The following is a 25,234-nucleotide window of genomic DNA, read 5'->3' on the forward strand; positions in this document are numbered from 1 at the left end:
GTACGGGCCGGGTGGCTGCTGCCGCCCGCCTGTGCGGTGGCCGGGTGGCTGCTGCCGCCCGCCTGTGCGGTGGCCGGGTGGCTGCTGCCGCCCGCCTGTGCGGTGGCCGGGTGGCTGCTGCCGCCCGCCTGTGTCGTCGCCGGCTGGCTGCTGCCGCCCGCCTGTGTCGTCGCCGGGAGGCCGTTACCCGGCTGTGCGGTGGCCGACTGGCCGTTATCCAGCTGTGCGGTGGCCGGGAGGCTGCTGCCTGGCTGTGCAGTCACTGGGCTGCCGTTGCCTGGCCGTGTGGTCGCCGGCGGGATTCCCGGTAGTGCCGTGGTCGGGTCGCCCGGTTGTGCAGTCGCCTGCGGGATGCTCGGCGGGGGTGGGAAGACCGGCTGCGGCGGGCCGGGGATCGGGTTCGGGCCGGGCGGGTCGGGCACCGGGCTCGGCGACGGCGGCGGCACGGGGAAGGGGCCGGGGCCGGGCGGGATGGGCGAGGGGCCCGGACCGGGCGGGACCGGGGACGGGCCGGGGCCCGGCGGGACGGGGCTCGGGAACGGGCCGGGCTGCGGCGCCGGACCAGGGCCAGGCTGTGGGGCCGGGCCTGGCTGCGGGCCGGGTCCTGGTTGCGGTCCTGGCTGCGGGCCAGGTCCTGGTTGCGGTCCTGGCTGCGGGCCGGGGCCTGGCTGTGGTCCTGGCTGCGGGAACGGGCCCGGCTGCGGCGACGGGAAGGGCGCGGGGGGCTCGAACGGCTTGGTCGGGTCGGGCCCGGTGGGCTCGGGCCTCGTCGGCGGGACCGGGACCGGGCGGAGTGGCTCGGGCTTCTCCGGCTCCGGCCCTTCCGGCTCAGGCTTCTCGGGGTCGGGCTCGGGCCGGGGATCCGACGGCTTGGGATCCGACGGCTTCGGGTCTGCCGGCTTCGGGTCGGATGGCTTCGGGTCTGCCGGCTTCGGGTCGGATAGCTTCGGGTCTGCCGGCTTCGGCTCCGACAGCTCAGGGTTGGCCGGCCTCGCGTCGCTGGGCTGCGGCTTCTCCGGCTCGTTGATCCGGTCGGGGGCGGGCACGGTGGCCGAGCCGATCGACTTCGAGGAGACGGCCGGCTTGTCGGTCGACGGTGACTCCGCGGGGCGGCCGCCGTAGACCGTCGCCGGGCCGCTCGGCCAGGAACCGGCACGCGCGGCGCCGGGGTCGGGGTTGATCGCGCCGGGGACGGCGGCGCGGGCCGCGCCCGAACTCAGGGCGGCCGGAAGCTGGCGGGACGAGCCGTCGATGCGCTCGGGCATGAGGCCCTCGCCGGCGGGGCTGACGGGGCGGGCGGAGCCGGTGACTCGGCCGGGACCGGAGACCGGCGCCGCGGCGCTCACCGAGCCCGGACCCGATACCGACGCCGAGCCAGAAACGGGTGCCGAGCCAGAAACGGGTGCCGAGCCAGAAACGGGTGCCGAGCCAGAAAAAGGGGCCGAGCCAGAAACAGGGGCCGAGCCGGAAACGGGGGCCGAGCCGGAAACGGGGGCCGAGCCGGAAACGGGGGCCGAGCCGGAAACGGGGGCCGAGCCGGAAACGGGGGCCGAGCCGGAAAAGAGTGCTGCGCCGGAGCCGGGTGCTGCGCCCGAGACCGGTGCTGCGCCGGAACTAGGTGCTGCGCCGGAGGTGGGAGCCGTGCCCGGCACGGGCGCTTTTGCCGAGCCGGTGACGCGACCGGGGCCCGAGACGGGGACCGACGCGCTGACCGAGCCGGGGCTGGCCGGCCGGCCCACCGTGGCGCGACCGCTCGCCGCACCGCTCACCGGGGCGACGGCGACCCTGTCCTTTTCATCCGGTTTGCCGGGAGGAGGGTCGTCTTTCGAAGACCCGTCTTTCGAGACCTCATCGTCCGAGAGCTTGTCGTCCCCGGGCTTGCCCGACGCCGCGGGCGGCGCCGAGGTGGGTGAGGACCAGAGCGCGCCTGGAGCAGGCGGCGGTGGAGGAGCGTACGCCTCCTGGTCGTCACCGGTGGCCGGCCTGGTGCCGTCGCTGTCCGGTGTCGCCTGCCGCTCGTCCATGAAACCTCCCGACCGCGCATGCCGACGGTCCGGGACGTCGGGCGCTGCCTTTTACCGTGCCATATCCGTGCGCGTCAGCACACCCGGCACCAACCCGGCCACTCGCGCGGCCAGATCCTTACCACCGGAAAGGCGATCTTTACCGCCCCGGCGGACGATAGCCGGACGGATCAACCCGCCGACGCGGACGCGGACGCTTCCTCGGTTGCGTTCGCCGAGCTGGTGCTCGACGACGACACGGCGGACGACGAACTGCTGCTCGACGAGTCGTTGGACGGCTCGTTCGTGCCGCTCGACGAGTCGCCGCCGCTCGGGGTCGTCGTGGTCTGCGTCTCGACCGGCGTGGTCGGCTGCGTCGTCGGCGTCCCGGTGGTCGGCGTCGTGGTGGTCGGCTGCGACGTCGGCTCCGAAGTCGGCTCGGTGGTCGGCTTCGTGGTCGGCTGGGTGGTCGGCTTGGTCGTGCTCGGCGAAGTCGTCGGCGTCGTCGGCGGGGTGCTCGGCTTGGTTGTGCTCGTCGACGGGGCCGGCGTGCCCGAGGTGGGGTTGGTCGTCGCCGGCGATGTGTTGTCGGGTGTCGTGGCGCCGTTGTCGGTGTCGGGGTCGGGCTGGCCGAGCACCGGGCCCTCGGTGACGCCCGGCACCGAGCCGAACACCCGGGTGGCCTGGAAGAGCCGCGACCAGCGGACCGGGACGAGCCGCACGTTGAGGCCGGTGCGCGGCGCCTCGACCATCAGGCCGTTGCCGGCGTACATCGCGACGTGGTGGATGCCCCGCCAGCTGTTGGAGTAGCTGAAGAACAGCAGGTCACCGGGGAGCAGCGAGTAGCGGTCGACGACCTTCTCGTGGGTCTGCCAGTACTGGTCGCGGGAGACCCGATCGAGCTGGAAGCCGACCGACCGGTAGGCCGCCCACATCAGGCCGGAGCAGTCGTACGCGTTGGGGCCCTCCTCGGACCACACGTACGGGTCGCCGCGCTGGGCCAGGGCGAATTCCAGGGCCTTGATCGCCTTCGGGTCGGCGCCGCGGCCGGCGTTGGCGCCCGCGAGGTATTGCGCGCCGAGCTGGCTGTCGGTCGCGGTCTCGGTGGCCTCGGCCGCGCTCAGTTCGTCGGCGTGGGCGAGCTCGAGCGCCTGCTGCGCCGTCTGCTTCTTGGAGAGCAGGGTGTTGAGCTTGCCGTACTGGCTGACCAGCTCGTCGTAATGCTGCTTGGCGAGCGTGGTCTCGTCGAGGGAGAGCTGGACCGTGGTCTCTGCGGTCTCCAGCTGCCGGGCGGCGGCCTGCTCGGTGCCGGTGTCGCCGCGCTGGAGGCGGGCCAGGTCGTCGAGGCCGGCGAGCCCGGAGTCGAACGCGCCAGGCGGCATCGCCGCGGCTTCGATCACGGACCGGGCGGCGGCGGACGCGGCGGACGACCGCGCGTCCTGCATCAGGAGGACGGCCTGGTCGTATTTCTGCGCGGCGGTTTCCTGCTGGGTCTTGGCGAGATCGCGGTCCTGGCCGACCTGGATCAGCTGGTCGCCCATCGTGGCGATGTCGGCCCGGCCCTTTTCGATCTGCTGGAGGACGGGGCTGGTGGCGGCGCCGACGATCGGCGTGACCGCGGGCGTCGTCGAGGCGGCCTGACCGGGCAGCACGAGTGTGCCGAGCGCCATCGGCCGGGAGCCGACGTCGGGCACGGCGATCGGGGCGCCCGGAACCTGCGGCGCGTTGGGAGCGGCGAGGGCGGGAACGGGGGTGAACAGCGCCGCGATGGCCGCAGTCGCGGCAGCCGAATACGCCGCGGGGCGCCACCATGGGCGCGCCGTGCGGGTTCGTCGGTCTGCCTGTCGTGCTGTCGCCATGAGCTCCCCGTCCGTGACAGCGGATCGGGGGCTGATCCACTGCCGCTTGGTGTCCCTCTCATTGCTTACCGCATGCCTTACGGGCCTGTCGATTGATCAGAGGTGAAAGAAGGCTGGGAATCAAGAGAACGACAGCGTAGGCCGTAGCGGGCCGCGGTTCTGTCGGAGGTGGGCCGTAGTCTCGACCACCAGATGAGGAGAGGGGCCCTGATGGATGCTGAACTCAAGCGTGAGCTGGAGCAGAAGGTCTACGCCGGCGAGCGGCTGACCCGCGAGGACGGCATAGCTCTGTACGAGTCGGACGATCTTGCCTGGCTGGGCAGGCTGGCCCACCACCGACGCACCGAGCTGAACGGTGAGCGGGTGATGTTCAACGTCAATCGGCACCTCAATCTCACCAACGTTTGCAGTGCGAGCTGCGCCTATTGTTCCTTTCAGCGCAAACCGGGCGAAAAGGACGCATACACCATGCGCGTCGACGAAGCCGTGCGCAAGGCCAAGGAAATGGAGGCCGAAGGGCTCACCGAGCTGCACATCGTCAACGGCCTTCACCCGACCCTACCGTGGCGCTATTACCCCACGGTGCTGCGCGAGCTCAAGGCCGCCCTGCCCGGCGTCAAGCTCAAGTGCTTCACCGCCACCGAGATCCAGTGGTTCGAGAAGATCAGTGGCCGGCCGGCGAGCGAGATCCTCGACGAGCTGATGGAGGCCGGGCTCGAGTCGCTGACCGGCGGCGGCGCCGAGATCTTCGACTGGGAGGTCCGGCAGCACATCGTCGATCACGACTGCCACTGGGAAGACTGGTCGCGCATACACCGGCTCGCCCACTCCAAGGGCATGAAGACGCCGGCCACCATGCTCTACGGCCACATCGAGGAGCGCCGGCACCGGGTCGACCACGTCCTCCGGCTGCGCGAGCTGCAGGACGAGACCGGTGGCTTCGCCGTCTTCATTCCGCTGCGCTACCAGCACGACTTCGTCGACTCGCAGGACGGCAAGATCAGAAACAGGCTCCAATCGCGTACGCGCATGGCCGCGCCCGCCGAGTCGCTGAAGACGTTCGCGGTCTCCCGGCTGCTTTTCGACAACGTGCCGCACGTGAAGAACTTCTGGGTCATGCACGGCCTGTCGGTCGCCCAGCTCTCCCTGAACTTCGGCGTCGACGACCTCGACGGCTCGGTCGTCGAATACAAGATCACCCACGACGCCGACTCGTACGGGACGCCGCACACCATGCACCGCGACGACCTGCTGCATCTCATCTGGGACGCGGGTTTCCGCCCGGTCGAGCGCAACACGCGGTACGAGGTCGTTCGCGAGTACGACGAGGCGCCGAGCCTGGCTGATCGACGCAGCGCACCTCAGCAGGTCTGGGCGTAAGCGGACACTTCGGCACGGCGTACCCTCGGGGTGTCATGACCGAGACCAAGAGTGAGCGGCGCCCGCGCCGCGACCCCAGCGGACGCCTGGCCACCATCGGTGATCTGCTCGGCACCGCGCTGGCCGGGCTCGTGATCGGCGCCGTCCTCCTGCTTGCCTTCGAGGCGATCCTGGCATTGACCCGGACAGCCGAGTTCGGCCATACGAGCGGCTGGCTCGCGTTGATCCTCCCGCTGTGGCTGTTCACCGAGGAGTTCCGCGCCGCGAAAGATCAGGGCGCCTATCGGGTCGTCGTGGCCGTGCTGGCCGCCGGCTTCGGCGTGGCGGCCGGTCTGATCTTGGTGGGGTTGGTCGCTCCCCTCTTCCCGGCGCTGGTCAGCGGGGTGGTCGGGGCCGGCGCGTTCACGCTCGTCTATTGCCTGATCTGGTTCTACGGCCTCCGGTGGCTGAGCCACCGCGCGGGTTAGGGAGAAGAGAATGAGTCCCGCCGTCAAGTACACGCTCGGCCGCCTGGGGCTGTTCGTGCTGATCTTCGTGCTGCTCCTGCCGCTCCCGCTGAACATTTTGATCAAAGCGATGGTCGCTCTGCTCCTGTCGGCCGTTCTCTCCTTCTTCCTGCTGGCCGACTGGCGCAACAAGATGGGCGAGCAACTGGCCGACGCGGCAACCCGCCGTACCGCCGAGAAGCAGCGCCTCCGCGCCGCCCTGGCCGGCGACGAGGACGCCGCCGCCGAGGGCGACCGTGCTGCCGCCGAGGGCGACCGTGCTGCCGCCGAGGGCGACCGTGCTGCCGCCGCGGGCGACCGTGCTGCCGCCGCGGGCGACCGTGCTGCCGCCGCGGGCGACCGGGACGCCGCCCCCACCCAGGCCGCAGCCCGGCGGAAGACCCCTGAGCCGGCCGACGACAAGAAGTAAGCCGACGACAAGAAATAGGCAGCCCTTCCGAGCCGGGTCGCCATGCCGGCCCGCGGCGAAAACGAAAGCAAGCACACGTGGCATCGACGTCCCGGGGATAGCGTCGGTGAGGTGGGATAGCGTGCGGGGGACCGCGTCGCAGCGAAGCCGGTGGGAAACCGGCGCTGTCCCGCAACTGTGATGCCTCGCCGGGCTTCGGCGGGGTCTAGCCAGGTCGCCTGCGCGCCGGTCGCGACGTAGCGCTCTCGGGGAGGGGCGCCTCGCGGGCGGGCCGGGTCGACCGCGTCCTGTCGGCGAAGCACCGCATGCCCGGCCGACAGGAGGATCCGATGAAACGCGCGCTCATCGCCGCGGCGACGACTGCCACGCTGCTGTTCGCCGGCGGCTGCGGCAGCAAGAACGGCGGCAGCAAGAACGGCGGCAGCAACGACGACACCTCGACCAGCGCGCCGCCGGCGAGCGCCGCCACGGTGGCCTATCCGGTCACCGTCGGCAACCTCACGCTCGATGCGCAGCCCAAGCGGATCGTTTCGCTCACGCCGACCGCCACCGAGATGCTCTTCGCGATCGGGGCGGGGCCGCAGGTGGTAGCCGTCGACGACCAGTCGAACTATCCGGACAACGCCCCCAAGACCGATCTGTCGGGATTCAAGCCGAACGCCGAGGCGATCGCGGCCAAGAACCCCGATCTCGTGGTGCTCTCCGACGACACCGACAAGATCGTCGACCAGCTCGGCAAGCTCAAGATCCCGGTCTTCCTGACGCCCGCCGCGACCAGCATGGACGACACGTACTCCGAGATCGCCGAACTCGGCACGCTCACCGGCCACCTGGCCGAGTCCGAGGCGCTGCACGAGCAGATGACCACCCAGATCGACCAGATCGTCAAAGGGGTGCCGGCCCGCACCAAGCCGCTCAGCTACTACTACGAGCTCGACCCGACGCTCTACTCGGTCACGTCCAAGACGTTCATCGGCTCGATCTTCTCGATGTTCGGCATGACCAATGTGGCCGATGCCGCCGACCCCGACGGCGCCAAGGGCGGGTACCCACAGCTCAGCCAGGAAGCGCTGATCAAGGCCAACCCCGACACGGTCTTCCTGGCCGACAGCAAGTGCTGCCAGCAGTCGGCGCAGACCGTTTCGGCTCGCTCCGGCTGGCAGACGATCACCGCCGTCAAGGCGAAACAGATCTACGCGCTCGACGACGACATCGCGTCGCGCTGGGGCCCCCGTACGGTTGATCTTGTGCAGTCCGTCGCCGACGCGGTGGCCAAGGTCCCCGCGTGATCTCCGGCCTGCGCGAAGCGCGGCCCAGCGAGCGAGTGGTGCGGCCCGCCGGCCTGAAGCCGGCGTGGCTGGCCGGCGGCATTCTCGCGGTGCTGGTCGCGCTGGTCGCGGGCCTCGCCGTCGGCTCGGTCCCGCTGCCTCCGGCGGGGGTCGCGGCCGAGCTTCTCAATCTCATTCCGGGCGTACGGCTGCACAGCGGTCTCTCGGAGCGCGACGTGGCGATCCTCCTCGAGCTGCGCCTGCCGCGCGTCGTGCTGGGCCTGCTGGTCGGCGCCATGCTGGCCCTGGCCGGCGCCGCCTACCAGGGCGTCTTCCGCAACCCGCTGGCCGACCCGCACCTGCTCGGCGTCGCCGCCGGCGCCGGCCTCGGGGTCACCGCGGTGATCGCCATCCGCTCGACCACCGGCGACGCCACGGTCGACCTGCCCTTCGGCGTCCCCGTGGCGGCGTTCGTGGGCGCGCTGATCGGGGTGGCGCTGACCTGGCTCCTCGGCGCGGCCGGCGGCCGCGACCGCTCGCCGGCCACCCTGATCCTGGCGGGGGTCGCGGTCTCGTCGTTTCTGGCGGCCGCTCAGACGTACGTGATGCAGCAACACGTCGAGACGTTGCGTGAGGTCTACTCGTGGCTGTTGGGCCGCCTGGCCACCGCCGGCTGGCACGACGTGCTGCTGGTGCTGCCGTACGCGGCGGTGACCGGCGCGATCGTCCTGTCCCAGCGCCGCGAGCTGGACGTGCTCACGGTCGGCGACGAGGAGGCGACCGGCCTGGGCCTGCACCCCCAGCGAAGCCGCTACCTGCTGATCATCGCGGCCTCGCTCGGCACCGCGGCGGCCGTCTCGGTGTCCGGTCTGATCGGCTTCGTGGGCATCATTGTCCCGCACACGATGAGGCTGCTGGCGGGGCCGAGCTACCGCTCGATCCTCCCGCTGTCGGTGCTGTTCGGCGGCGCCTTCCTCGCCCTGGCGGATTTGCTGGCGCGCACGGCGGGCGGCCAGGCGGAGATCCCGATCGGCGTGGTGACGGCATTCTTCGGGGCGCCGTTCTTCATCGTCGTGCTTCGCACCACGCGGACGGCCGCCCCATGACCAGGAACACGGACCGCAACACCGCCGGCCCTGCCCACGCCGAGCGCGACGCCGCCAACGGTGCGCGTGCTGCCGGGGACGTCGCCGAGGGTGAGCGCGAACACGAGAGGACGCGGGGCGAAGCGAGTGAGCGGGAGCGTGCCATCGTTGTCGCGGGATTGCGGGTGCGGCTCGAGAAGGCGCTCATCGTCGACGGGGTCGACCTCGATGTCGCGGCCGGGGAATGGGTCACGGTCATCGGGCCCAACGGCGCCGGGAAGTCGACCGCGTTGCGGGCCATCGGGGGCCTGGTGCCGTTCGAGGGTGTCGTCGAGCTGAACGGCGTGGCCGTCGACAAGCTGCACCGGCGGGAACGTGCCAAGACGATCGCCACCGTCGCGCAGTCGCCGGTGGTGCCGCCCGCCATGCGGGTGTTCGATTACGTGCTGCTGGGGCGTACCCCATATGTCCCTCCGCTCGGCCGTGAGTCGGCCGCCGACCTCGCCACCGTCGATGAGGTGCTGGGGGAGCTCGACCTCGAGCGGTTCGCCGGACGGCGGCTCGACACGCTGAGCGGTGGCGAGCGGCAGCGGGTGTTTCTCGCGCGGGCGCTGGCTCAGGGGGCGCGGATCCTGCTGCTCGACGAGCCGACCAGCGCGCTCGACATCGGGCACCAGCAGGAGGTTCTCGAGCTTGTCGATCGGCTCCGGGCCGAGCGGGGGCTGACCGTGCTGGCGACCATGCACGACCTCACGACCGCGGGGGAGTATGCGGACCGGATGGTCCTGCTCGCGGCCGGAAGGGTCGTGGCGGCCGGGACGCCCCGCGATGTGCTGACCGAGGGCAACCTGGCCGAGCATTACCGGGTGCGGGTCCGGGTGATCGAAGGGGATCACGGGCCGTTGGTGGTTCCGGTTCGGGCCTCCTAAGGGCGCGGGTGCTTGAGGGCTCGGGCTACTTGAGATACGCGGCGAGCGGGCTGTTCTGGGTGCGAAGGGCGCCGGCCACGAGATTGGCGATCTGCTGCGCCCCGTACGCCTCGAAATGGGTGTGGTCGTTGCAGAAGAACGCGCCGAGCGTGCCGGTCGTGTAGTCGCCGTTGTTCGGGCAGAAGCGCAGGCTGTTGTAGAGATTCACGCTCAGTGTCTGCAGGTCGATCACGGGCGAGCCGGTCGCCGAGCCGGCCGCGCTGGTCTGAGTGACGAACCCCCGGTTCTTGACCGCGGTGCTGCCCGAGCAGGTGATCGCGGCGACCGCGGTGAGCAAGACCGGATGCGCGCCGCGGGCCAGGGCCGCCTGCGCCATCATCGTCATCAGCTGCTGGTAGCGGGCCGTGCCGACGTGGCGGGGACAGTTCGGGTCGCCGTCGTTGATGCCGAACTGGATGAACAGGTAATCACCGGACTTCATCCCGGTGAGCATCTCCTGCCAGCGGCTCGAGTACGTGGTGGAGCTGAGCACGCATTCACCGCTCGTGTTCTTGGTGCCCGTGACGTTGCCCTCGTAGAGCCAGGTCTGAATGCTCCGCCCACCCACGGCCTGGTTGTTGACCGTGACCCCAGTTTGGAAGAGCGCCCCGAACTTGTTGCCCCACCCGACGGGGCAGGTGGCGCTCGGATTCGCCATCGTCGAGTCCCCGGCCAGCCAGACGGTGGGCCCGGCGGCGAGCGCGGCGGCCGGCGTTGCGGACGCACACGCGGGTGTGCCGGACGCGGCCGCAACTCCCACCACCTGCAGAGGAACCAACAGCGCAACGGCGGCAAGCCAACGAAACATGACCATCTCCCATCGGAACGGGCCGCGGGGAGACGGCGTGTCAGACAGTGATACCCATCTATCTATAGCGATGGCAAGCGCTTACCCGCGAAGGGGCGGCAAGCGGTCGACGCCACGCGCCGAGCGGAGCGCACATCTGGGGGAGGCCTGCTAACGATTGGACGCCAGCACCGAGAACATGCCACCTTGCGGATCCATCAGCACCGCATAGCGCCCGATAGGCAGGCTCATCGGCGGAAACAGCACCCGCCCGCCCAGCGCCAGCGCGTGGTCGGTCGAGCGGTCGCAGTCGTGCACCGCGAAATAAACCATCCAATGTGGCGACATGTCGGCCGGCCAATCCTCGGCCGTCATCGGTTGAATGCCGCAGATCGGGGTCTCGTTGAGCTTTGCCACCAAGTACGGCATCTCGCCTATGGAACTGTGCCGGAACTGCCATCCGAACACCGCGCCGTAAAAGGCGTGTGCGCCCTCCAGGTCGCGGGTGTTCAGCTCATTCCACGTGAGGGTTCCGGGCACGTCGAACAACGCCGCGCCGCGCATCGTGCCCGCCTGCCAGACGCTGAAAGGGGCGCCGCCGGGGTCGAGGAATGCCGCCATGCGCCCCTGGTCGTGAACGTCGAAAGGCGCCACCAGAACCTTGCCGCCGTTCGCCGCCACGCGGGCCGCCACCGCGTCGGCGTCGTCCGTCGCGATGTATGTGCTCCAGGCCGTCGGCTGTCCCTCCCCGAAGAGCGGCCCGGCACCCGCAACGGGCCGCCCGTTGAGAAGAAACGTCGTGTACGCCCCGTCGTCCTCACAGCTCCAGCCGAACAACGCCGAATAGAAGCGCCTCGCATCCTCGAGATCGGCCGTTCCCAGATCCACCCAGGTAGGAAAGCCGGGCGTCGATGCGGTCATGAGCGCATCGTCGCATCGCTTGCCTTTGGTTGGGATTAAGTGTCGATGTTCTAGCTGAATCGACGGCCTTCGTCTCGTCGATAGGCCCATAGGGCCACCCCGCCGAGCACGACAATCCACGCGATCAAGGACAATATCGAGCGGATCTCGACGGGATAGTCGCCGACCGCCGCCCACATGAGCCGTACCGACGCGCCGGTCGGCAGATAGGGCGCGAGGTCCTCGACGAAGCCGGGCGCGCCGCCGGGCGCCGTCATCAGCCCGCCCGCGAACGCGAGCGGGAAGAACAGCACCTGCGCGACCACGACCGCGGCCTTCGGCGGCACCGAATACCCGATCGCCAAGCCCATCAAGATAAAGGGCACCGAAATAATAAAAGTCACGACAACCGCCGTTAAGAACGACAGCGGCGAGAGCGTCGCCGCAGTGCACAGCCAAGCGATCAGCACGACCGGGAGCAGCGAGAACGCCATCAGCGCGAAGCCCGAGAGCAGCCGTCCGGCGAAGCGGGGCAACGCGCCGGTGGGAAGCGACCGCACATAGGGCTCCCAGGGTTGGACCCGATCTTCGGCCACGCCCACCCCGTACTGGAAAAGGTTGGTGCTCATCACGGCGAAGGTGATCATCGAGGCCGTCGCGTAGGTCGCGTAGACCGGGTCGGAACCGACGAACGGGACCACGAAGGCCAGCATCGAAGCCGCCGGCCAGAACGCGCTGCCGATCACCGCGATCGGCGTGCGCGCCGTCTCGATCATTTGGAAGCGGGCGTGGGTCAGGACGAGAGCAGGCACGGCTTCTCCAGGCGATCGGTGAGGGTCAGGAATGCCTCTTCCAGCGACGTCGGCCGTACCTCGAGGTCGGTGAAGGGCACGCCGGCCACGACGAGATCACGAACCAGGCGATCCGAGTCGGGCGTGAGCAGGTGCCAGCGGTCACCCTCGCGGTCGGTCGCGCTCAGACCGGGCAAGACCGGCATGGGTACGGCTGACGTCAGGCTCACCCGGCGCACGGCGACCAGGCCGCGCACCGCCGAAACCGTGTCGTCGGCCAGGACCCGGCCGTCCCCGATCACCACCACCCGCTGGGCCAGCGCCTCGATCTCCTCCAGGTAGTGGCTGGTCAGCACCACCGTGCCGCCGCCCGCGTGGAACTCACGGATGCCCTCCCAGAGCGAACGGCGCGCCTCGACATCGAGACCGGTGGTCGGCTCGTCGAGGAACACGATCTCGGGGCGGCCCGCGAACGCGAGCGCCACCGCGACCCGCCGCTTCTCGCCGCCGGACAGCCCACCCGTCTGACGGCGTACGAGATCATCCAGCCCGAAGCGGGAGAGGACCTCGTCGCGTGACATCGGGTCGGCGTAGTGCGCGCGTACGAAATCGACGACCTCGCCGACGCGAAGCGAGGCGGGCAGTCCGGTCTCCTGCGGAGTGACCCCCAGCCGCCGCCGGCTTGCCGGCCGGCGCGGATCCCCGCCGAGCAGCTCGACCCGCCCGGAGCTGGGCGACCGCACGCCGGTGAGCAGGCTCAACAGGGTGCTCTTGCCGGCGCCGTTGGGGCCGAGCAGTCCGACGAGCTCGCCGGCCGCGATGTCGAGCGAGACACAATCGAGCGCCAAGGTGTCGCCGTAGCGGCGGCTGACCTCGACGGCGCGGGCGAGCATCACGATTTCTCCTCCAGCGAAGTCGGCGGGCCTTCAGTCCGTCTTTGGGTGGCGGGCGGGGCGGTTGGATGGGGGTTGAGCAGCGCGCGCAACGCCTCCTGGTACTCCTCGAAGGCGAGCCGGCCGCGCCGGGTGAGCCGCACGAACGTGGCGGGCGTGCGGCCCTGGTGGGTCTTGGTGACCTCGACGTATCCCGCGTCCTCGAGCTTGCGCAGGTGGACCGAGAGGTTGCCGGCGGTCATCCGCAGCGAGTCCTGAAGCCGGGGGAAGCTGACCTTGTCGTCCTCGCGCAGGACGGAGAGGGCCGAGACCACCCGGAGCCGGGCTTGGGCGTGAATGACGGGGTCAAGATCGGTCATCGCAGCCTCGACCGCCACAGCAGGCCGGCGAGGAGCATGCCGCCACCGCCGGCTACCGCGACGATCAGCGAGTGCCAGCCGGGACCGGCGACGATGCCGATCACGTTGATCACGCTGGTCCAGGCGCCGAGGAAGAAGAGCTGGCGATCGTTCCAGATCGCGCCGCCGGCCATGTGCAGCGCGCCGGTCAGCGCCACCATGCCGCCGGCCCAGAGCAGGCTCAGCAGGTCGTCGGGGAGGTGGCCGCTGAACTGGGTGAACAGCACCGACAGGCTGAAGAACGCGATCGACCAGGCGAAGCCGTACATCTTGCCCTGCCGCGACGTCGGGCCGGCGGTCTGCCTCGCCGAGCGGCCCCCGGCGAAGCCGGTGGTGATGCCGGCCGCGATGAGCAGGACCAGCAGCACGGTCAGTGGCAGCCACTCGGGCAGGTCGACGAAGACCTTGCCGTCGGGGCCGAAGCGCAGGAACAGCAGGCCGAAGCCGACCAACCAGGCGAAACCCCACGGCCAGTACATCAGGCGGGGATCGGGGGTGAGGTCGCGCTCGAGGTTGGCCCGCTCCCGCTGGATCAGCGCGAGTGGGTCGGCCGGAGGCGCGTCGTCGTCTTCCATGCAAATAACTTTACCGCACAAAGTCAAAGAGGTTTGTGCCGTAAAGTTGACTAAGCTCGGAGGCGTGATGATCAGGCCCGCGACCGTCGATGACCTTGGTGCCGTCCTGGACTTCTGGGAGGAGGCCGCCGAGAACGAGAACCGGCCCGCCGATACGCACGCCGCCCTCGCCGCGCTGCACCTGCGCGACCCCGACGCGCTGCTGCTCGCGATCGACGGCAACGAGATAGTCGGGACCGTGATCGCCGGCTGGGACGGCTGGCGTTGCCACCTCTACCGGCTCGCCGTCGCGCCGTCGCGCCGCAAGCAGGGGATCGGCCGTGGTCTCATCGGCGCCGCGGAGGAGCGGTTCCGGGCGCTCGGTGGCGCCCGCGCCGACGCGATGGTGCTCGACGACAACGTGAGCGCGCACGGCGCGTGGTCGGCCGCCGGCTATCGCCGGCAGGCCGAATGGTCCCGGTGGGTCAAGCCGCTGCCTCGGTGAGAGCCTGCGGCAGGGGTTTCGCGTGTACGACCGACAGGCGCGAGACGGCACGGGTCAGCACCACGTAGAGGCGGTTGAGCCCGCGCGCCTCGGCGGCCACGATGTCGGCCGGCTCGTGGACGATCACGTGGTCGTACTCGAGGCCCTTCGCCATCGTCGCCGGCACCACCGTGACCCGCGCTTCGGACTCGACATCGTCGGGGGTCGCGTTCTCGATGCCCGCGGCCGCGAGATGGGCGCGGAGCCGATCGACCGCGGCGTCGGCGGCGATCACGGCCACCGAGCCTTCGTGGTCGAGGGCCGCGGTCACCTCCACCAGGGTCTCCGCGTCGAGCTGCCGCTCCTCGACCGGGATGATCGAGAGGTTGCCGTCGCGGCGAAGAGAGACCGCCTCGGGCACGTCGACCGCGAGCGCCGGGAGGAGGCGGTTGGCCAGGGCGACGACGGCGGCGGGGACGCGGAAACCCACGGTCAGCGGCACCACGCTCGCCTCGGGTTTGCCCAGGTGGCCCAGGGTGTCGCGCCAGTCGGCGGTCGCCCACGGGGCGGTGCCCTGTGCCAGATCGCCGAGAAGGGTGATCGAGCCGTGTTCGCTGCGGCGGGCGATCGCTCGTGCCTGCATGGGGGAGAGATCCTGGGCCTCGTCCACCACGACGTGGCCGAAGCTGCTCTCCCTTTCCAGCAGGCCCGCCGCCTCGTCGATCAGGACGAGGTCGGCCGCGCTGAACTTCGCCGACTTGACCGTCTTGGGAGGCTTGACCCAGCGGATCGCGTCCTGCTCCTCAACGCCGAGCGCCTCACCCGACTTTTCCGGATTTACCAGGATTTCTACGACCAATGCCTCGGGGGTTACGGCCGGCCAGGCCGCATCCAGGAACGTGGCGACGGGAGCGACTTTGGACATTTTGCGCAACCACGACTCGTTCGGCGAGTTCCCGGTGCGGTACTCCGACTGCCGTTGCAGCAGCCCGACCACCCGGGCCCGCACCCGTTCGCGCCCCACCGCATAGGGCAGCGCCTCCCGGCGAGCCTCGTCGACGATCCGGCGCAGCGGCTCGGGGTCGATCCGCCAGCGGTACGACCCGTCCGACACCATGATCGCCTCGGTGGGCTTGGCGAGCCGCGACCAGAGCAGCTTGCGCAGCACCTCGGCCATCCGCACGTCGTGCTTGACCAGCGTCGCCGCCTCGCTGTCGACGGCGCGCACCGGCTGCCGCCCGATCAGGGCGTCCACCGTGGCCTGCTGCACCTCGACCTCGCCGAGGGCCGGCAGAACCGCCGAGATGTACGAGAGGAACGCCGTGTTCGGCCCGACGATCAGCACCCCCGACCGGCGCAGCCTTTCCCGGTGCAGATAGAGCAGATAGGCGGCCCGGTGCAGCCCGACCGCGGTCTTGCCGGTGCCCGGCGCCCCCTGCACGCAGATCGAGTCGCCCAGCTCGGCGCGTACCAGCTCGTCCTGCTCGGGCTGGATGGTCGCCACGATGTCGCGCATCGGCCCGACGCGGGGCCGCTCGATCTCGGCGGTCAGGATGCGGCTGCTGGTGCCCAGTTCCTCGCCGCGGTCGAGGTGCTCGTCCTCGAAGCTGGTCAGCGCACCCTTGACGAACCCGAACCGCCGCCGGACGGCCACGCCCTGCGGGTCGCGCACGCTGGCCCGGTAGAACGACCGGGAGAGCGGCGCCCGCCAGTCGAGCACCATCGGCTCCCCGGCGTCGTCGGTGACGTGCCGCCGCCCGACGTAGTAGTTCGATTCCTCGATGTCGAGCCGCCCGAAGAACAGCGGCGTGGTCGGATCGTCGGCGAGCTCGGCCACCCGGCGCGACAGCGTACGGCCGAGAGCCTCGGCCCCGTACGGGTCGCCGGCGACTTCGGAGCCGGCCGAGAAGAGGGCTTCGGCGCGCCCGCGCATCCGGGCCAGCGCGGCCCGCGACTCGCTGAGATGCCGGCGTTCGGCGGAGAGCTCGGTGTCCAGATCGAAGGAAGACACGGTCCATCCTCACAACAGGCTTCGGAGGCTGCTCGCGTACCCGAGTCCGACCAGCGGCCCTCGGCGCGGAGGACGCCCGCTGCGGTGCATGCTCACCACGGCCGTCAAGCGGCCCTCGACACTACGCCCACAAAACCCCTTGTCCACCGATTTTCCGCCCGCCCCTGTGGCAGGACGCATTCCTCGAGTCTTCGACCCATGGCGAGCCGCCGTCCTGCTCGTCGCGGGTGACAAGTCGGGGCAATGGAACCGGAGGCGGAGCAGCGTTACGCCCTCTATCTGAAAGAGCGGCAAGGAGAGATGGACGATGAGCGGAACTAAGCGGCGGCGCGACACCGACCACCTTGCGCGGGCGGTCGAGACCGCGGGCGGCCCGGAGCCCTTCGAGGCCGGCGTCGAAGAGATGCTTGACCAGGCCCGGAGCTGGCGATTGGCGGAGCTCCGCAAGCGGCGGGAGATGACCCAGGAGCAGGTGGCCTCCCGGATCGGGATCTCCGCGGCCCGGGTCTCGCAGATCGAGGCGGGCGACGTCTCGACCCAGGATGTCCTCGCTCGCTACATCGCCGCGCTCGGCGGAACACTCAAGCCCATCGCCGATTTCGGCGACGAGCAGCTGAAAGTCGCATAACACCGGAGACGCCCTGCGCGGGTGGAGCCTCCGCGGTTGAAGAATGGGGGTCATGGCTGACGGGCGTGGGGACAGTGGCGGGATGCGGATCGGTGATCCGCGGGTCATGCGGGCGCTGGCTCACCCCGCGCGCATCGAGATCGTCGAGCATCTCAACGACACCGGGACCGCGGTGACCGCCACCGAGGCGGCCGCCATGGTGGGGCTGTCGCCCAGCGCCACCAGCTATCACCTGCGCGAGCTCGCCAAGTACGGCCTCGTCGAGCAGGCGCCCAGCCGCGGCGACGGGCGCGAGCGTGTCTGGCAGAGCACCAGCTCGGGGCTGCGGATCGACGCCGACCTCGACGAGCCGGGGGCGCGGGCCGCCACACAGGCGCTGGTCGACATGTATCTGCACCGCGACCAGGAGCGCCTGCGGGAGTGGATCAGGCGGCAGCCGGACGAGGATCCGGAGTGGCGGGAGGCCGGGACGATCATGGGGCAGCGGTTGCTGATCACGGCGGACGAGCTGACGGAGCTCAATGCCAAGGTCCGTGAGCTGGTCGAGCCCTACCGGATGCGGGAGAGGCAGGAGAGCGCCCCGGCGACGGCCCGGCGGGTGTCGGTCAGCTACGCGTCATTCCCGGAGGACTGACACCGGAGCGTCTTGCGGCGACCAGTTGTGAAGGATTACTTTCGAAGTATGTCCTTCACAACTGGCGATGAGCGTTGGGCGGATGTCTATCTGCTCTCGATCACTCGGGCCGTCTCGGTCTGTGGCGACTTCCTGGCCGCCACCACGCTTGCCCTGGTCCTCCAGCAGGCGGGCCACGGCGGCCTCGCCGTCTCCGGTCTGATGGTCGCGGCCAGCCTGCCGCTCGCCCTGGTCGCCCCGCTCGGCGGGCGCATCGCCGACCGCGCCGACAGCCGCGTCGTCCTGGTCGCGGCCGGCGTCTTCCAGGGGCTGATCTGCCTGGCCCTGGCGTTCGTCCACCACCCGGTGGCGATCATCGGCCTGGTCGCGCTGCTCGCCTGCGGCCTCGCGGTCACCCAGCCGACCATCGCGGCGCTGGTGCCGCAGATGGTCCGCCCCGAGAACCTGGCCCGGGCCAGCGGCCTCAACCAGACCGCGGGCGTGATCGGCATGCTCATCGCCCCGGCGCTGGCCGGCTTCCTGGTCGGCCAGACCGGCCCGCGCCTCCCGCTGCTGCTCGACGCCGCCACCTACCTCGCACTGGTCGTGGCCGGCTTCGCGATCCGCACCCGGCGAACCCCGCCCGCCGCGGCCGAGGCCGCCGCAAACGTGAGATATCGGGTCTGGGACGACCGCACGCTCACCGTCATGGTCGTCGCCCTGGCCGCGGTCGTGGCCGGCGTGAGCGCGGTCAACGTCGTCGACGTGTTCTTCATCCGCGACACGCTCGCCGCCTCCACGACGGTGTTCGGCCTGGTCGCCGCCGCGTGGCCGGTCGGCATGCTGATCGGCAGCATCGCCTTCGGCCGCGTCCCCCGCCACCGGATCACCGTCCCGGCTGCGCTGGTGGTCGTCGCCGGCTCCTGCGCGCCCCTGATCGGCAGCGCCGTGGTCGGCAACGCGCTGTGGCTGATCCCGCTCTGGATCGTGGGCGGCGCCTTCAACGGCGGCATCAACGTCTTCGTCATGGTGATCGTCGCCGGCCGTGCCCCGGCCGCCGCGCACGGCCGCGCGTTCGCCATGGTCTCCGCCGCGATCCAGGGCGCTGCCCTGATCGGCCTGCTCGCCGCCGGGCCGCTGGTCGAGCAGTTCGACCCGCGCTGGCTCCTCGCCGCCGCCGGCGGGCTTGGTCTCCTGGCCGCACTGGCCGCTATGCCATTGGTTCGACGGGCCAAGGCGACCGAGGTCGAAGTCGACTCACCAAAGACCAGGCGGGGTGCGCCGGTAGCGGCGTAATGGCGACCGCGCAGGGCTTGCAAGAGACTCTTGCAAAAGACTTTGGCAAAGCTTGGCGGTGCGATGTGAGCCACCCGGGGTCCGCCCGGGCGCGAACGGGAGACCGGGCGGGATAGCGTCGAGACCATGAGCGACGTCGCCGGTCGGCCCCGGGTTGGGCACATTCAGTTCCTCAACTGCCTCCCGATCTACTGGGGTCTCATGCGATCCGGCGCCCTGCTCGACGTCGACCTGCGCAAGGACACCCCCGACAAGCTCAGCCACGACCTGGTGGCCGGCAGTCTCGACATCGGCCCGATCACTCTCGTGGAGTACCTGCGGCACGCCGACGAGCTGCTCCTGCTGCCCAACCTCGCGGTCGGCAGCGACGGGCCGGTCCTCTCGGTCAACCTGATCTCCACGCGCCCGCTGGACGAGCTCGACGGCCGGCCGGTCGCGCTCGGCTCCACGTCGCGCACCGGCGTCCTGCTGGCGCAGATGCTGCTGGCCGAGCGTTACCAGGCCGAGCCCGAGTACTTCCGCTGCCCGCCCGAGCTCACCCAGATGCTGATGGAGGCGGACGCCGGCGTGCTGATCGGCGACCCGGCGCTGCGGGCGATGTATGAGGCGCCGCGGCTGGGTCTCACGGTCACCGACCTGGGCCAGGCCTGGAAGGAGTGGACCGGCCTGCCGATGGTCTTCGCGGTCTGGGCGGCTCGCAAGGACTTCGCGGCCGCGAATCCGGGCGCGGTCAAGGACGTGCACGAGGCCTTCCAGCGCTCCCGCGACCTCTGCCTCGGCGAGCTCGACGAGGTCGCCGCGGCCGCCGCACGCTGGGAGCCCTTCGACGCGGCCACCCTGGCCAACTACTTTCGCGCTCTCGACTTCTCGCTTGGCGAGCGTCAGGTCGCGGGTCTGCGCGAGTTCGCCCGCCGTGCCGCCCTCCGGGGCGAGGTCCCGGCGCTTCCGGCCGACGGCCCGGTCTTCGCCGAAGTCTGAAATTCAAACCATCACCTGGTACGGCGCCGGCCGCCCCCAACCGCAGGCGGCCCGTCCCCGGGTCGCGGGCGCCTGCGCGGGCTGACGCGATCGTCCCCACTCAGAACGTCAAAGCGCCTCGCGAGTTCCGGCCGCCCAGGCGCGCTCGATCTGTGCCGCCGGCGGCTCGGCGTCCCCCTCCGATGAGCCCGCCGGCCCTGGTGAGGCCGCCGGCCCCGATGCAGCCGCCGGTCCCGATGCAGCCGCCGGCTCCGATGCAGCCGCCGGCCCCGATGCAGCCGCCGGCCCCGATGCAGCCGCCGGCCCCGATGCAGCCGCCGGCCCCGATGCGGAAGGCGCCTCGGAGCGAGACCCCGACGTGCGCTCGGGCGCCGGTGTCTTGGCGAGCGCCACGATCCGGTTGACCGACAGCGCCAGCCCCACCGGGATGAACAGCACCGCCGGCTCGGCGTACCGGTAGTCGAAGAGGCTGGTGGCGACGCTGACGATCAGCAACCCGAACCCCGCGAACGTGAACATCAGGGCGTCCGCCGCATCCCGCCACGGCCGGCGCCGGACACGCCACACCGCCGCGAACAGCGCGACCACCACGCCGGCCGCATACAGCGGACCCGGCGTGGTCACCCATTCCCCGTACACGTGCAGGGCCTTTGCCTGGGGGTTGGCCACCACGAAGTTGGGCGCCGGCGCCAACCCGGGCTCGCTCGCAAGGTAGTAACGGGCCTGGCAGTTGTCGCCCGGGTTCGGCGGCGGCAGCCACTGCGTCGCCAGGCACTCGGCGCTGCCGGTGATCGGCGCGCGCCACCTCAGATGCCACCCGGTCTGCTCGGCGACCAGCGCCACGAAGTCGCCGGGCTGCTGCTCGATCACCGTGATCGCGAACTTCTGCAGGATCGGGTCGTCCATGGGGTCCCGGTGGAGCTGATACGCCGGGCTGATCGTGCTCCAGAGGAAGGTGTCGGGCCGCTGCGCCCACTCCTTCGGGCTGCCCGGCATGCAGAGCTTGCGCTGCTCGTCGGTGAGCTTCAGCTTGGAGCAGTCGGCGATCGACATGACCCGGGCGTAGAGGAACCGGCCCTGGTACTGCCCCATCGCGTAGACGCCCCAATGCTGGTGGTACCAGATCATGTACCCGCCGAGCAGCGCCACGACCGGCACCGCGAACGCCACCAGCCGCAGGATGCCGCTGCGGCGAATCAGCAGGTAAACCCCGGCGAGCGCGAGGATCGGCAGGCCGACGCTGCGGGTCAGCGCGGCGCAGGCGAGCAGCAGCCCGCCGAGGGACGCCGCGACCCAGCCGACCCGGTCGCGCCAGGCGATGAGGAACAGCCCGGCCGCGGTGAACGCGACGTACGCGGTCTCGGCCAGCACGTAGTGCTCGATGGTGAGGACCCGGGCGTCGAGCGCGAACGGCAGCATGGCCAGCGCGGACAGCCACGGCCAGATGCCGCGGCGGCGCAGGAGCGCGTAGCCGGCGAAGATCATGGCCAGGCCGATGACGTGCTGAAGGATCGCGATCCGGATGTACGGCTGGTCGATGAGGGGCCAGACCAGTCCCGAATACCCCCAGGGGCGGATCTGATTGGGGTAGCCGTCGACGACCGACTGGATGTAGGTGCGGCTGTCGGGGAAGAAGAACGCATAGGGGTACGCGTAGACGAACCACACCCGCATCGCGGTCGCGACGCCCAGCACGGCCAGCAGCGGCCAGTGCAGCCCGAGGAGGGCGATCAGCCGCTTCGGGTACGAGGAGTGGTTGATCGCGCGCTCCCCCGCGGAGCGCACGAAACCGTCGGCAACCGACACGAGAAACATCCCAACGGGCGACGATGCTGTGCGTGTGCTGTGGCGGGGCCAAGCTATCAGCACGCCGCCAGGCTCAGGCCTCCAGCACCGCGTCGAGCGCGGCCAGCTCGCCGGCGTTGAGCTGCCACGTTGCGGCGGCCGCGTTGGCCTGGACCTGCTCGGCGCTGGTCGCGCCGGCGATGACACTTGTCACGGCGGGCCGCGACGCGAGCCCGGCGATCGCGACCTCGAGCAGGCTGTGCCCCCGCTCGGCGCCGAACGCGGTGAGCGCCTCGATCGTGTCCCAGTCGGCGCCGGCCAGCACCCGCGCGTAGCGGGCCTGGGCGAGGCGGGTGCCCGAGGCGGGCGCCTCGCCGCGGCGGTACTTGCCGCTGAGCAGGCCGGAGTCGAGCGGGAAGAACGGCAGCAGGCCGAGCCCGAACTGCTCGCAGGCCGGCACGACTTCGTCTTCGGCGCCGCGCTGCAGGAGGCTGTACCTGTTCTGCGCGCTGATGAACGGGGTGAGGTTGCCGGCGCGAGCCGTCCAGTCGGCGTCGGCGATCTGCCAGCCCGCGAAGTTCGAGTTGCCGAGGTAGCGCACCTTGCCCGCGCGGACCAGGTCGTCGAGGGCGTTGAGCGTCTCGTCGATCGGGGTGGCCGGGTCGGGCTCGTGCATCTGGTAGAGGTCGATGTGGTCGGTCTCGAGCCGGCGCAGCGACGCCTCGACGGCGCGCACGATGTAGCGGCGGCTGCCGCGGGCGCCGAAGTCGTTGCCGTTGAGGCCTTCCATGTTCATGCCGAACTTGGTGGCGAGGACGACCTCGTCGCGCCGGCCCTTGAGCGCCGCGCCCAGGCATTCCTCGGAGGCGCCGTGCGGGGTGCCGTAGATGTCGGCGGTGTCGAACAGGGTGATGCCGGCGTCGATGGCCGCGTCGACGACCTCGCGGGTGCCGTCGGCGTCGAGCTTGCGCCCGAAGTTGTTGCAGCCGATGCCGACGACGGACACGACGAGGCCGGAGGTGCCCAGCCGGCGGTAGGTCATCTCACTCACGGCCCAACCCTATGCCCGTTCGGTACAACGTTTGCCCGGGGACGCCGGACATCCGTACATGTCTATTGACACACGTTGTTAACAAAGCCGACGCTCGCTGAGAGCGCTCTCCCCTTTCAGAGGAAAGAGGTGTCCCCGGTGCGTTCCGTCGTCCGAGCTCTGGCCGCCCTGGCCCTGACCATCCCCCTCGCGGCTGTCATATCCCCGCCCGCGGCCCAGGCCGTCGGCCCGAACCTGCTGCCGGTCACCGTCGCCAACAGCACCGGCCGCGGCGACGCGGTCTACCTGTACGTCATCGGCATCCAGCTCTCCTCCGGCCGGCTCGGCTATGTCAACCAGGCCGGCACGTTCACCGCGTGGAGCGGCGGACAGATCCCGCCGTCACCCGCGCCCGACGTCTCGATCGCCGGCGCCGGCAACGGCGGCAGCACCACGATCAACTTCCCGCGCGGCTTCTCCGGCCGGGTCTACTTCTCCTTCGGCGAGAAGCTCAAGTTCTTCCTCACCCCGGACGGCTTGGTGCAGCCCGCGCCGTGGGCCGGCGGCGACGCCAACCAGAACATCCTGTTCGACTGGAGCGAGTTCACCTACAACGACGCCGGGCTCTGGCTGAACAGCTCCCAGGTCGACATGTTCGCGGTGCCGCACGCGGTCACCGTCACCAACAGTGCCGGCGTCACCAAGCGCACGGGCGACCTGGTCGCGAACGGCCGGACCAACGTGATCAACACGATCAAGGGCGCGTCGGGCTGGGCCAACACCGTCTACACCCGGTCCGACGGAACCGTGCTGCGGGTGCTCGCGCCCGGCAAGGCGGCCGGCGCGGGCCTGCTGGCGGGCAACTACCTCGACTCGTACATCGCTTCGGCCTGGAACGCGTACACGAGCAAGACGCTGACCGTGGTGCCGTTCGGTGACCAGCCCAACACGAAGTATTTCGGGCGGACATCGGGCAACGTCATGACCTTCACGAACACGTCGGGCGCGGTCGTGGCGTCGTTCAACCGGCCCTCGTCGGCCAGCGTGTGGGGCTGCGACGGCGACCTCCCGGCGCCCAACGACCTGGTGGTGGGGCCGATTTCCCGTACGCTCTGCGCCGCCCTCAACCGCGGGACGCTCGGCACCGTCGACACCCAGCCGAGCACCAACGCCGGGCAGTTCTACCAGAACAATCCCACCAACGTGTACGCCAAAACGATCCACGCGAACATGACCGACGGCAAGGCGTACGCGTTCGCCTTCGACGATGTCGGCAACTTCGAGTCGCTGGTCAACGACGGCGACCCGCGCTCGGCCGGGATCATCCTGTCCCCGTTCACCGGGGGAGGCGGCGGCACCACGCCCACCGGCGCCGTCTCGGTGATCAGCTCACTCAACAACAAGTGCATCGACGTGCCGAGCTCCAACTTCGTCGACGGCGCCCGGCTGCAGATGTGGGGCTGCAACGGCACCAACGCCCAGAAGTGGACGTTCACCGGCGGCGCGCTGGTCAGCCCCAGCGGCAAATGCCTGGACGTCGCCTCGGGCTCGACGGCCAACGGCGCCGCGATCCAGCTGTGGACCTGCAACGGCACCGGCGCGCAGCAGGTCGTGCTGAGCGCGACCGGCGACCTGGTCAACCCGCAGGCCAACAAGTGCGTCGACATCGTCGACATCAACCCGGCCGACGGCGCGAAGCTCCAGCTCTGGGACTGTGCCGGCTCTTCGAACCAGAAGTGGCGCAAGGGCTGACGCTCGGCTTCAGGCGCCGTCGTCCCCCGTGGACGGCGGCGCCGCGAGGTCGCGGTAGGCCGGCCGCAGCAGGTCGGTGAGCGGGATGTGCCGCACCTTGACCGGCGGCGGGTCCAGCGCGCGAAGCAGCAGCTCGGGAGGGGTGGTCACGCGGGCCGGGCGTTCCCGCAGCCGGCTCAGGCTGATGCCGGACGAGTAGAAGTCGGCCAGATGTTCCTCGAGCGGCGACTCCTCGACCGCGAGTGGGTCGACCGCCTCGACCGGCTCGGGCGTGCCGCGCAGCGCGGTCAGCAGCGTGTCCCGATCGCGCCCGCGCCAGGCCAGCACCAGGAAGGGGTCGTCGTCGAACGCCTCGGCGAGTACATAGAGGACGGCTGAGCCGTGTTTACAAGGGACACTCCAATCCGGACAGCTGCACCGGATGTCCAGCTGATCGGGGAAGAGCGGCAGGCTGTGCTCCTCGAAGACGCCGAGGATCTCCTTGGGCATGTCGCCGGCCAGCAGCGCGGCCCGATAGAGCGCCCGGCCCGCGAGCGACTCCGTCAAGTCGGTCCATTGTGCCTCGTCGAACGCGGCGATGACGATGCTCACCTCGTACGGCCGAGGTCGTGAACCCTGCACGCGAGCCGTCACCGAACCCGCGGAGAGGTGGAAGTCCATCACCTGGCCCTTGCGGGCGTACGCCCGCCCGCGCGCCAGGCGCCCGCCGTCGCAGACGCGTTCCAGCACGTCGACGAAGCGCCGCGACCACCACTGCTCGCCGATCTTGCCGCGCTTGGCGCGCACCGCGATGCCGCCGTCGACCGCGATCGGCGTGCCACCCTCGAAGAACCGTCCGCTGGGGTCGATCGGCATG

General features: G+C 70.6%; 24 protein-coding genes, 2 pseudogenes and 1 riboswitch. Of the genes and pseudogenes, 14 read left to right on the forward strand and 12 right to left on the reverse strand.

What is annotated here, in order from left to right; genetic code table 11:
• Positions 1 to 263 (reverse strand): annotated as a pseudogene (locus tag ACIA5D_RS29385) (hypothetical protein); the annotation flags it as partial.
• 718 nt (positions 264 to 981) lie between these two features.
• On the opposite strand from ACIA5D_RS29385, the gene ACIA5D_RS29390 reads away from it, so the two are divergent.
• A complete protein-coding gene (locus ACIA5D_RS29390; RefSeq protein WP_396033528.1) occupies positions 982 to 1,122 on the forward strand; it encodes a hypothetical protein in 141 nt (46 codons plus the stop codon).
• Positions 1,123 to 2,194: 1,072 nt separating this feature from the next.
• On the opposite strand, the gene ACIA5D_RS29395 is transcribed toward ACIA5D_RS29390, so the two are convergent.
• On the reverse strand, positions 2,195 to 3,862 hold the full coding sequence (locus tag ACIA5D_RS29395; RefSeq protein ID WP_396033530.1) for a C40 family peptidase: 1,668 nt from the start codon (positions 3,860 to 3,862) through the stop codon (positions 2,195 to 2,197).
• 210 nt (positions 3,863 to 4,072) lie between these two features.
• On the opposite strand from ACIA5D_RS29395, the gene mqnE reads away from it, so the two are divergent.
• The 6 genes from mqnE (at position 4,073) to ACIA5D_RS29425 (ending at position 9,439) form a co-directional block, all read left to right on the forward strand.
• Positions 4,073 to 5,242, forward strand: a complete 1,170-nt coding sequence (mqnE, locus tag ACIA5D_RS29400) for an aminofutalosine synthase MqnE (protein WP_396033531.1) — start codon at positions 4,073 to 4,075, stop codon at positions 5,240 to 5,242.
• 35 nt (positions 5,243 to 5,277) lie between these two features.
• Positions 5,278 to 5,709: a hypothetical protein gene (locus tag ACIA5D_RS29405; RefSeq protein WP_396033532.1), complete on the forward strand. Its 432-nt coding sequence runs from the start codon at positions 5,278 to 5,280 to the stop codon at positions 5,707 to 5,709.
• A 10-nt stretch (positions 5,710 to 5,719) separates the two neighbouring features.
• A complete protein-coding gene (locus tag ACIA5D_RS29410) occupies positions 5,720 to 6,157 on the forward strand; it encodes a DUF4229 domain-containing protein (protein ID WP_396033533.1) in 438 nt (145 codons plus the stop codon).
• Between the two features lie 146 nt (positions 6,158 to 6,303).
• A riboswitch (cobalamin riboswitch) is annotated at positions 6,304 to 6,371 on the forward strand.
• A gap of 115 nt (positions 6,372 to 6,486) precedes the next feature.
• A complete protein-coding gene (locus ACIA5D_RS29415) occupies positions 6,487 to 7,446 on the forward strand; it encodes an ABC transporter substrate-binding protein (protein WP_396033534.1) in 960 nt (319 codons plus the stop codon).
• The gene (locus ACIA5D_RS29420; RefSeq protein WP_396033536.1) at positions 7,443 to 8,531 is read left to right on the forward strand and encodes a FecCD family ABC transporter permease; all 1,089 of its coding nucleotides are present in this window, start codon (positions 7,443 to 7,445) and stop codon (positions 8,529 to 8,531) included. Before ACIA5D_RS29415 ends, ACIA5D_RS29420 begins: the two co-directional genes overlap by 4 nt.
• Complete coding sequence (locus ACIA5D_RS29425) at positions 8,528 to 9,439, forward strand: ABC transporter ATP-binding protein (RefSeq protein WP_396033538.1); 912 nt, start codon at positions 8,528 to 8,530, stop codon at positions 9,437 to 9,439. Before ACIA5D_RS29420 ends, ACIA5D_RS29425 begins: the two co-directional genes overlap by 4 nt.
• Before the next feature lie 25 nt (positions 9,440 to 9,464).
• Here ACIA5D_RS29425 and ACIA5D_RS29430 read toward each other — a convergent pair whose 3' ends face one another.
• The 6 genes from ACIA5D_RS29430 to ACIA5D_RS29455 form a co-directional block, all read right to left on the reverse strand.
• Positions 9,465 to 10,286, reverse strand: a complete 822-nt coding sequence (locus ACIA5D_RS29430; protein WP_396033539.1) for an SGNH/GDSL hydrolase family protein — start codon at positions 10,284 to 10,286, stop codon at positions 9,465 to 9,467.
• A gap of 150 nt (positions 10,287 to 10,436) precedes the next feature.
• On the reverse strand, positions 10,437 to 11,186 hold the full coding sequence (locus tag ACIA5D_RS29435) for a VOC family protein (RefSeq protein WP_396033540.1): 750 nt from the start codon (positions 11,184 to 11,186) through the stop codon (positions 10,437 to 10,439).
• Between the two features lie 50 nt (positions 11,187 to 11,236).
• On the reverse strand, positions 11,237 to 11,941 hold the full coding sequence (locus ACIA5D_RS29440) for an ABC transporter permease (protein WP_396033541.1): 705 nt from the start codon (positions 11,939 to 11,941) through the stop codon (positions 11,237 to 11,239).
• 17 nt (positions 11,942 to 11,958) lie between these two features.
• A complete protein-coding gene (locus tag ACIA5D_RS29445) occupies positions 11,959 to 12,849 on the reverse strand; it encodes an ABC transporter ATP-binding protein (protein WP_396033794.1) in 891 nt (296 codons plus the stop codon).
• A complete protein-coding gene (locus tag ACIA5D_RS29450; RefSeq protein WP_396033542.1) occupies positions 12,849 to 13,208 on the reverse strand; it encodes a winged helix-turn-helix domain-containing protein in 360 nt (119 codons plus the stop codon). Before ACIA5D_RS29450 ends, ACIA5D_RS29445 begins: the two co-directional genes overlap by 1 nt.
• A complete protein-coding gene (locus tag ACIA5D_RS29455) occupies positions 13,205 to 13,822 on the reverse strand; it encodes a transporter (RefSeq protein ID WP_396033543.1) in 618 nt (205 codons plus the stop codon). Before ACIA5D_RS29455 ends, ACIA5D_RS29450 begins: the two co-directional genes overlap by 4 nt.
• Positions 13,823 to 13,889: 67 nt before the next feature.
• Here ACIA5D_RS29455 and ACIA5D_RS29460 point away from each other — a divergent pair, with 67 nt between their 5' ends.
• Positions 13,890 to 14,306 (forward strand): GNAT family N-acetyltransferase, encoded by a 417-nt coding sequence (locus ACIA5D_RS29460; RefSeq protein WP_396033795.1) that lies wholly within the window; start codon positions 13,890 to 13,892, stop codon positions 14,304 to 14,306.
• Here ACIA5D_RS29460 and ACIA5D_RS29465 read toward each other — a convergent pair.
• On the reverse strand, positions 14,287 to 16,296 hold the full coding sequence (locus tag ACIA5D_RS29465) for a HelD family protein (protein ID WP_396033545.1): 2,010 nt from the start codon (positions 16,294 to 16,296) through the stop codon (positions 14,287 to 14,289). The two genes, ACIA5D_RS29460 and ACIA5D_RS29465, sit on opposite strands and share 20 nt — an antisense overlap.
• Positions 16,297 to 16,459: 163 nt before the next feature.
• On the opposite strand from ACIA5D_RS29465, the pseudogene ACIA5D_RS29470 reads away from it, so the two are divergent.
• The 5 genes and pseudogenes from ACIA5D_RS29470 to ACIA5D_RS29490 all read left to right on the forward strand — a co-directional run.
• A pseudogene (locus ACIA5D_RS29470) lies at positions 16,460 to 16,617 on the forward strand (DNA-binding protein); the annotation flags it as partial.
• A complete protein-coding gene (locus ACIA5D_RS29475) occupies positions 16,604 to 16,924 on the forward strand; it encodes a helix-turn-helix domain-containing protein (protein WP_396033546.1) in 321 nt (106 codons plus the stop codon). The pseudogene ACIA5D_RS29470 and the gene ACIA5D_RS29475, both read left to right, overlap by 14 nt.
• Before the next feature lie 52 nt (positions 16,925 to 16,976).
• Positions 16,977 to 17,558 (forward strand): ArsR/SmtB family transcription factor, encoded by a 582-nt coding sequence (locus ACIA5D_RS29480; RefSeq protein ID WP_396033547.1) that lies wholly within the window; start codon positions 16,977 to 16,979, stop codon positions 17,556 to 17,558.
• A gap of 48 nt (positions 17,559 to 17,606) precedes the next feature.
• A complete protein-coding gene (locus ACIA5D_RS29485) occupies positions 17,607 to 18,833 on the forward strand; it encodes an MFS transporter (protein WP_396033548.1) in 1,227 nt (408 codons plus the stop codon).
• A gap of 126 nt (positions 18,834 to 18,959) precedes the next feature.
• The gene (locus ACIA5D_RS29490) at positions 18,960 to 19,811 is read left to right on the forward strand and encodes a menaquinone biosynthetic enzyme MqnA/MqnD family protein (RefSeq protein WP_396033549.1); all 852 of its coding nucleotides are present in this window, start codon (positions 18,960 to 18,962) and stop codon (positions 19,809 to 19,811) included.
• Positions 19,812 to 19,919: 108 nt separating this feature from the next.
• Here ACIA5D_RS29490 and ACIA5D_RS29495 read toward each other — a convergent pair whose 3' ends face one another.
• Entirely contained in the window at positions 19,920 to 21,617 is a 1,698-nt protein-coding gene (locus tag ACIA5D_RS29495) for a phospholipid carrier-dependent glycosyltransferase (protein WP_396033550.1), read from the reverse strand.
• Positions 21,618 to 21,690: 73 nt separating this feature from the next.
• Entirely contained in the window at positions 21,691 to 22,638 is a 948-nt protein-coding gene (locus ACIA5D_RS29500; protein ID WP_396033796.1) for an aldo/keto reductase, read from the reverse strand.
• A gap of 147 nt (positions 22,639 to 22,785) precedes the next feature.
• Between ACIA5D_RS29500 and ACIA5D_RS29505 the strand changes: the two genes are divergently transcribed.
• A complete protein-coding gene (locus tag ACIA5D_RS29505; protein WP_396033552.1) occupies positions 22,786 to 24,378 on the forward strand; it encodes a beta-1,3-glucanase family protein in 1,593 nt (530 codons plus the stop codon).
• Positions 24,379 to 24,387: 9 nt separating this feature from the next.
• On the opposite strand, the gene ACIA5D_RS29510 is transcribed toward ACIA5D_RS29505, so the two are convergent.
• Positions 24,388 to 25,233: an SWIM zinc finger family protein gene (locus tag ACIA5D_RS29510; RefSeq protein WP_396033553.1), complete on the reverse strand. Its 846-nt coding sequence runs from the start codon at positions 25,231 to 25,233 to the stop codon at positions 24,388 to 24,390.
• Between the last annotated feature and the right edge of the window lies 1 nt (position 25,234).

Source organism: Actinoplanes sp. NPDC051513 (assembly GCF_044454685.1).
In the GTDB taxonomy this organism is placed as follows: Bacteria; Actinomycetota; Actinomycetes; order Mycobacteriales; family Micromonosporaceae; genus Actinoplanes.

Coding starts and splice junctions, on each gene's coding strand:
- ACIA5D_RS29510 (WP_396033553.1), bottom strand. CDS start 25,233: ATGCCGATCGACCCCAGCGGACGGTTCTTCGAGGGTGGCACGCCGATC.
- ACIA5D_RS29460 (WP_396033795.1), top strand. CDS start 13,890: ATGATCAGGCCCGCGACCGTCGATGACCTTGGTGCCGTCCTGGACTTC.
- mqnE (WP_396033531.1), top strand. CDS start 4,073: ATGGATGCTGAACTCAAGCGTGAGCTGGAGCAGAAGGTCTACGCCGGC.
- ACIA5D_RS29430 (WP_396033539.1), bottom strand. CDS start 10,286: ATGTTTCGTTGGCTTGCCGCCGTTGCGCTGTTGGTTCCTCTGCAGGTG.
- ACIA5D_RS29455 (WP_396033543.1), bottom strand. CDS start 13,822: ATGGAAGACGACGACGCGCCTCCGGCCGACCCACTCGCGCTGATCCAG.
- ACIA5D_RS29445 (WP_396033794.1), bottom strand. CDS start 12,849: ATGCTCGCCCGCGCCGTCGAGGTCAGCCGCCGCTACGGCGACACCTTG.
- ACIA5D_RS29475 (WP_396033546.1), top strand. CDS start 16,604: ATGAGCGGAACTAAGCGGCGGCGCGACACCGACCACCTTGCGCGGGCG.
- ACIA5D_RS29440 (WP_396033541.1), bottom strand. CDS start 11,941: ATGATCGAGACGGCGCGCACGCCGATCGCGGTGATCGGCAGCGCGTTC.
- ACIA5D_RS29450 (WP_396033542.1), bottom strand. CDS start 13,208: ATGACCGATCTTGACCCCGTCATTCACGCCCAAGCCCGGCTCCGGGTG.
- ACIA5D_RS29490 (WP_396033549.1), top strand. CDS start 18,960: ATGAGCGACGTCGCCGGTCGGCCCCGGGTTGGGCACATTCAGTTCCTC.
- ACIA5D_RS29395 (WP_396033530.1), bottom strand. CDS start 3,862: ATGGCGACAGCACGACAGGCAGACCGACGAACCCGCACGGCGCGCCCA.
- ACIA5D_RS29425 (WP_396033538.1), top strand. CDS start 8,528: ATGACCAGGAACACGGACCGCAACACCGCCGGCCCTGCCCACGCCGAG.
- ACIA5D_RS29500 (WP_396033796.1), bottom strand. CDS start 22,638: ATGACCTACCGCCGGCTGGGCACCTCCGGCCTCGTCGTGTCCGTCGTC.
- ACIA5D_RS29485 (WP_396033548.1), top strand. CDS start 17,607: ATGTCCTTCACAACTGGCGATGAGCGTTGGGCGGATGTCTATCTGCTC.
- ACIA5D_RS29405 (WP_396033532.1), top strand. CDS start 5,278: ATGACCGAGACCAAGAGTGAGCGGCGCCCGCGCCGCGACCCCAGCGGA.
- ACIA5D_RS29415 (WP_396033534.1), top strand. CDS start 6,487: ATGAAACGCGCGCTCATCGCCGCGGCGACGACTGCCACGCTGCTGTTC.
- ACIA5D_RS29410 (WP_396033533.1), top strand. CDS start 5,720: ATGAGTCCCGCCGTCAAGTACACGCTCGGCCGCCTGGGGCTGTTCGTG.
- ACIA5D_RS29435 (WP_396033540.1), bottom strand. CDS start 11,186: ATGACCGCATCGACGCCCGGCTTTCCTACCTGGGTGGATCTGGGAACG.
- ACIA5D_RS29480 (WP_396033547.1), top strand. CDS start 16,977: ATGGCTGACGGGCGTGGGGACAGTGGCGGGATGCGGATCGGTGATCCG.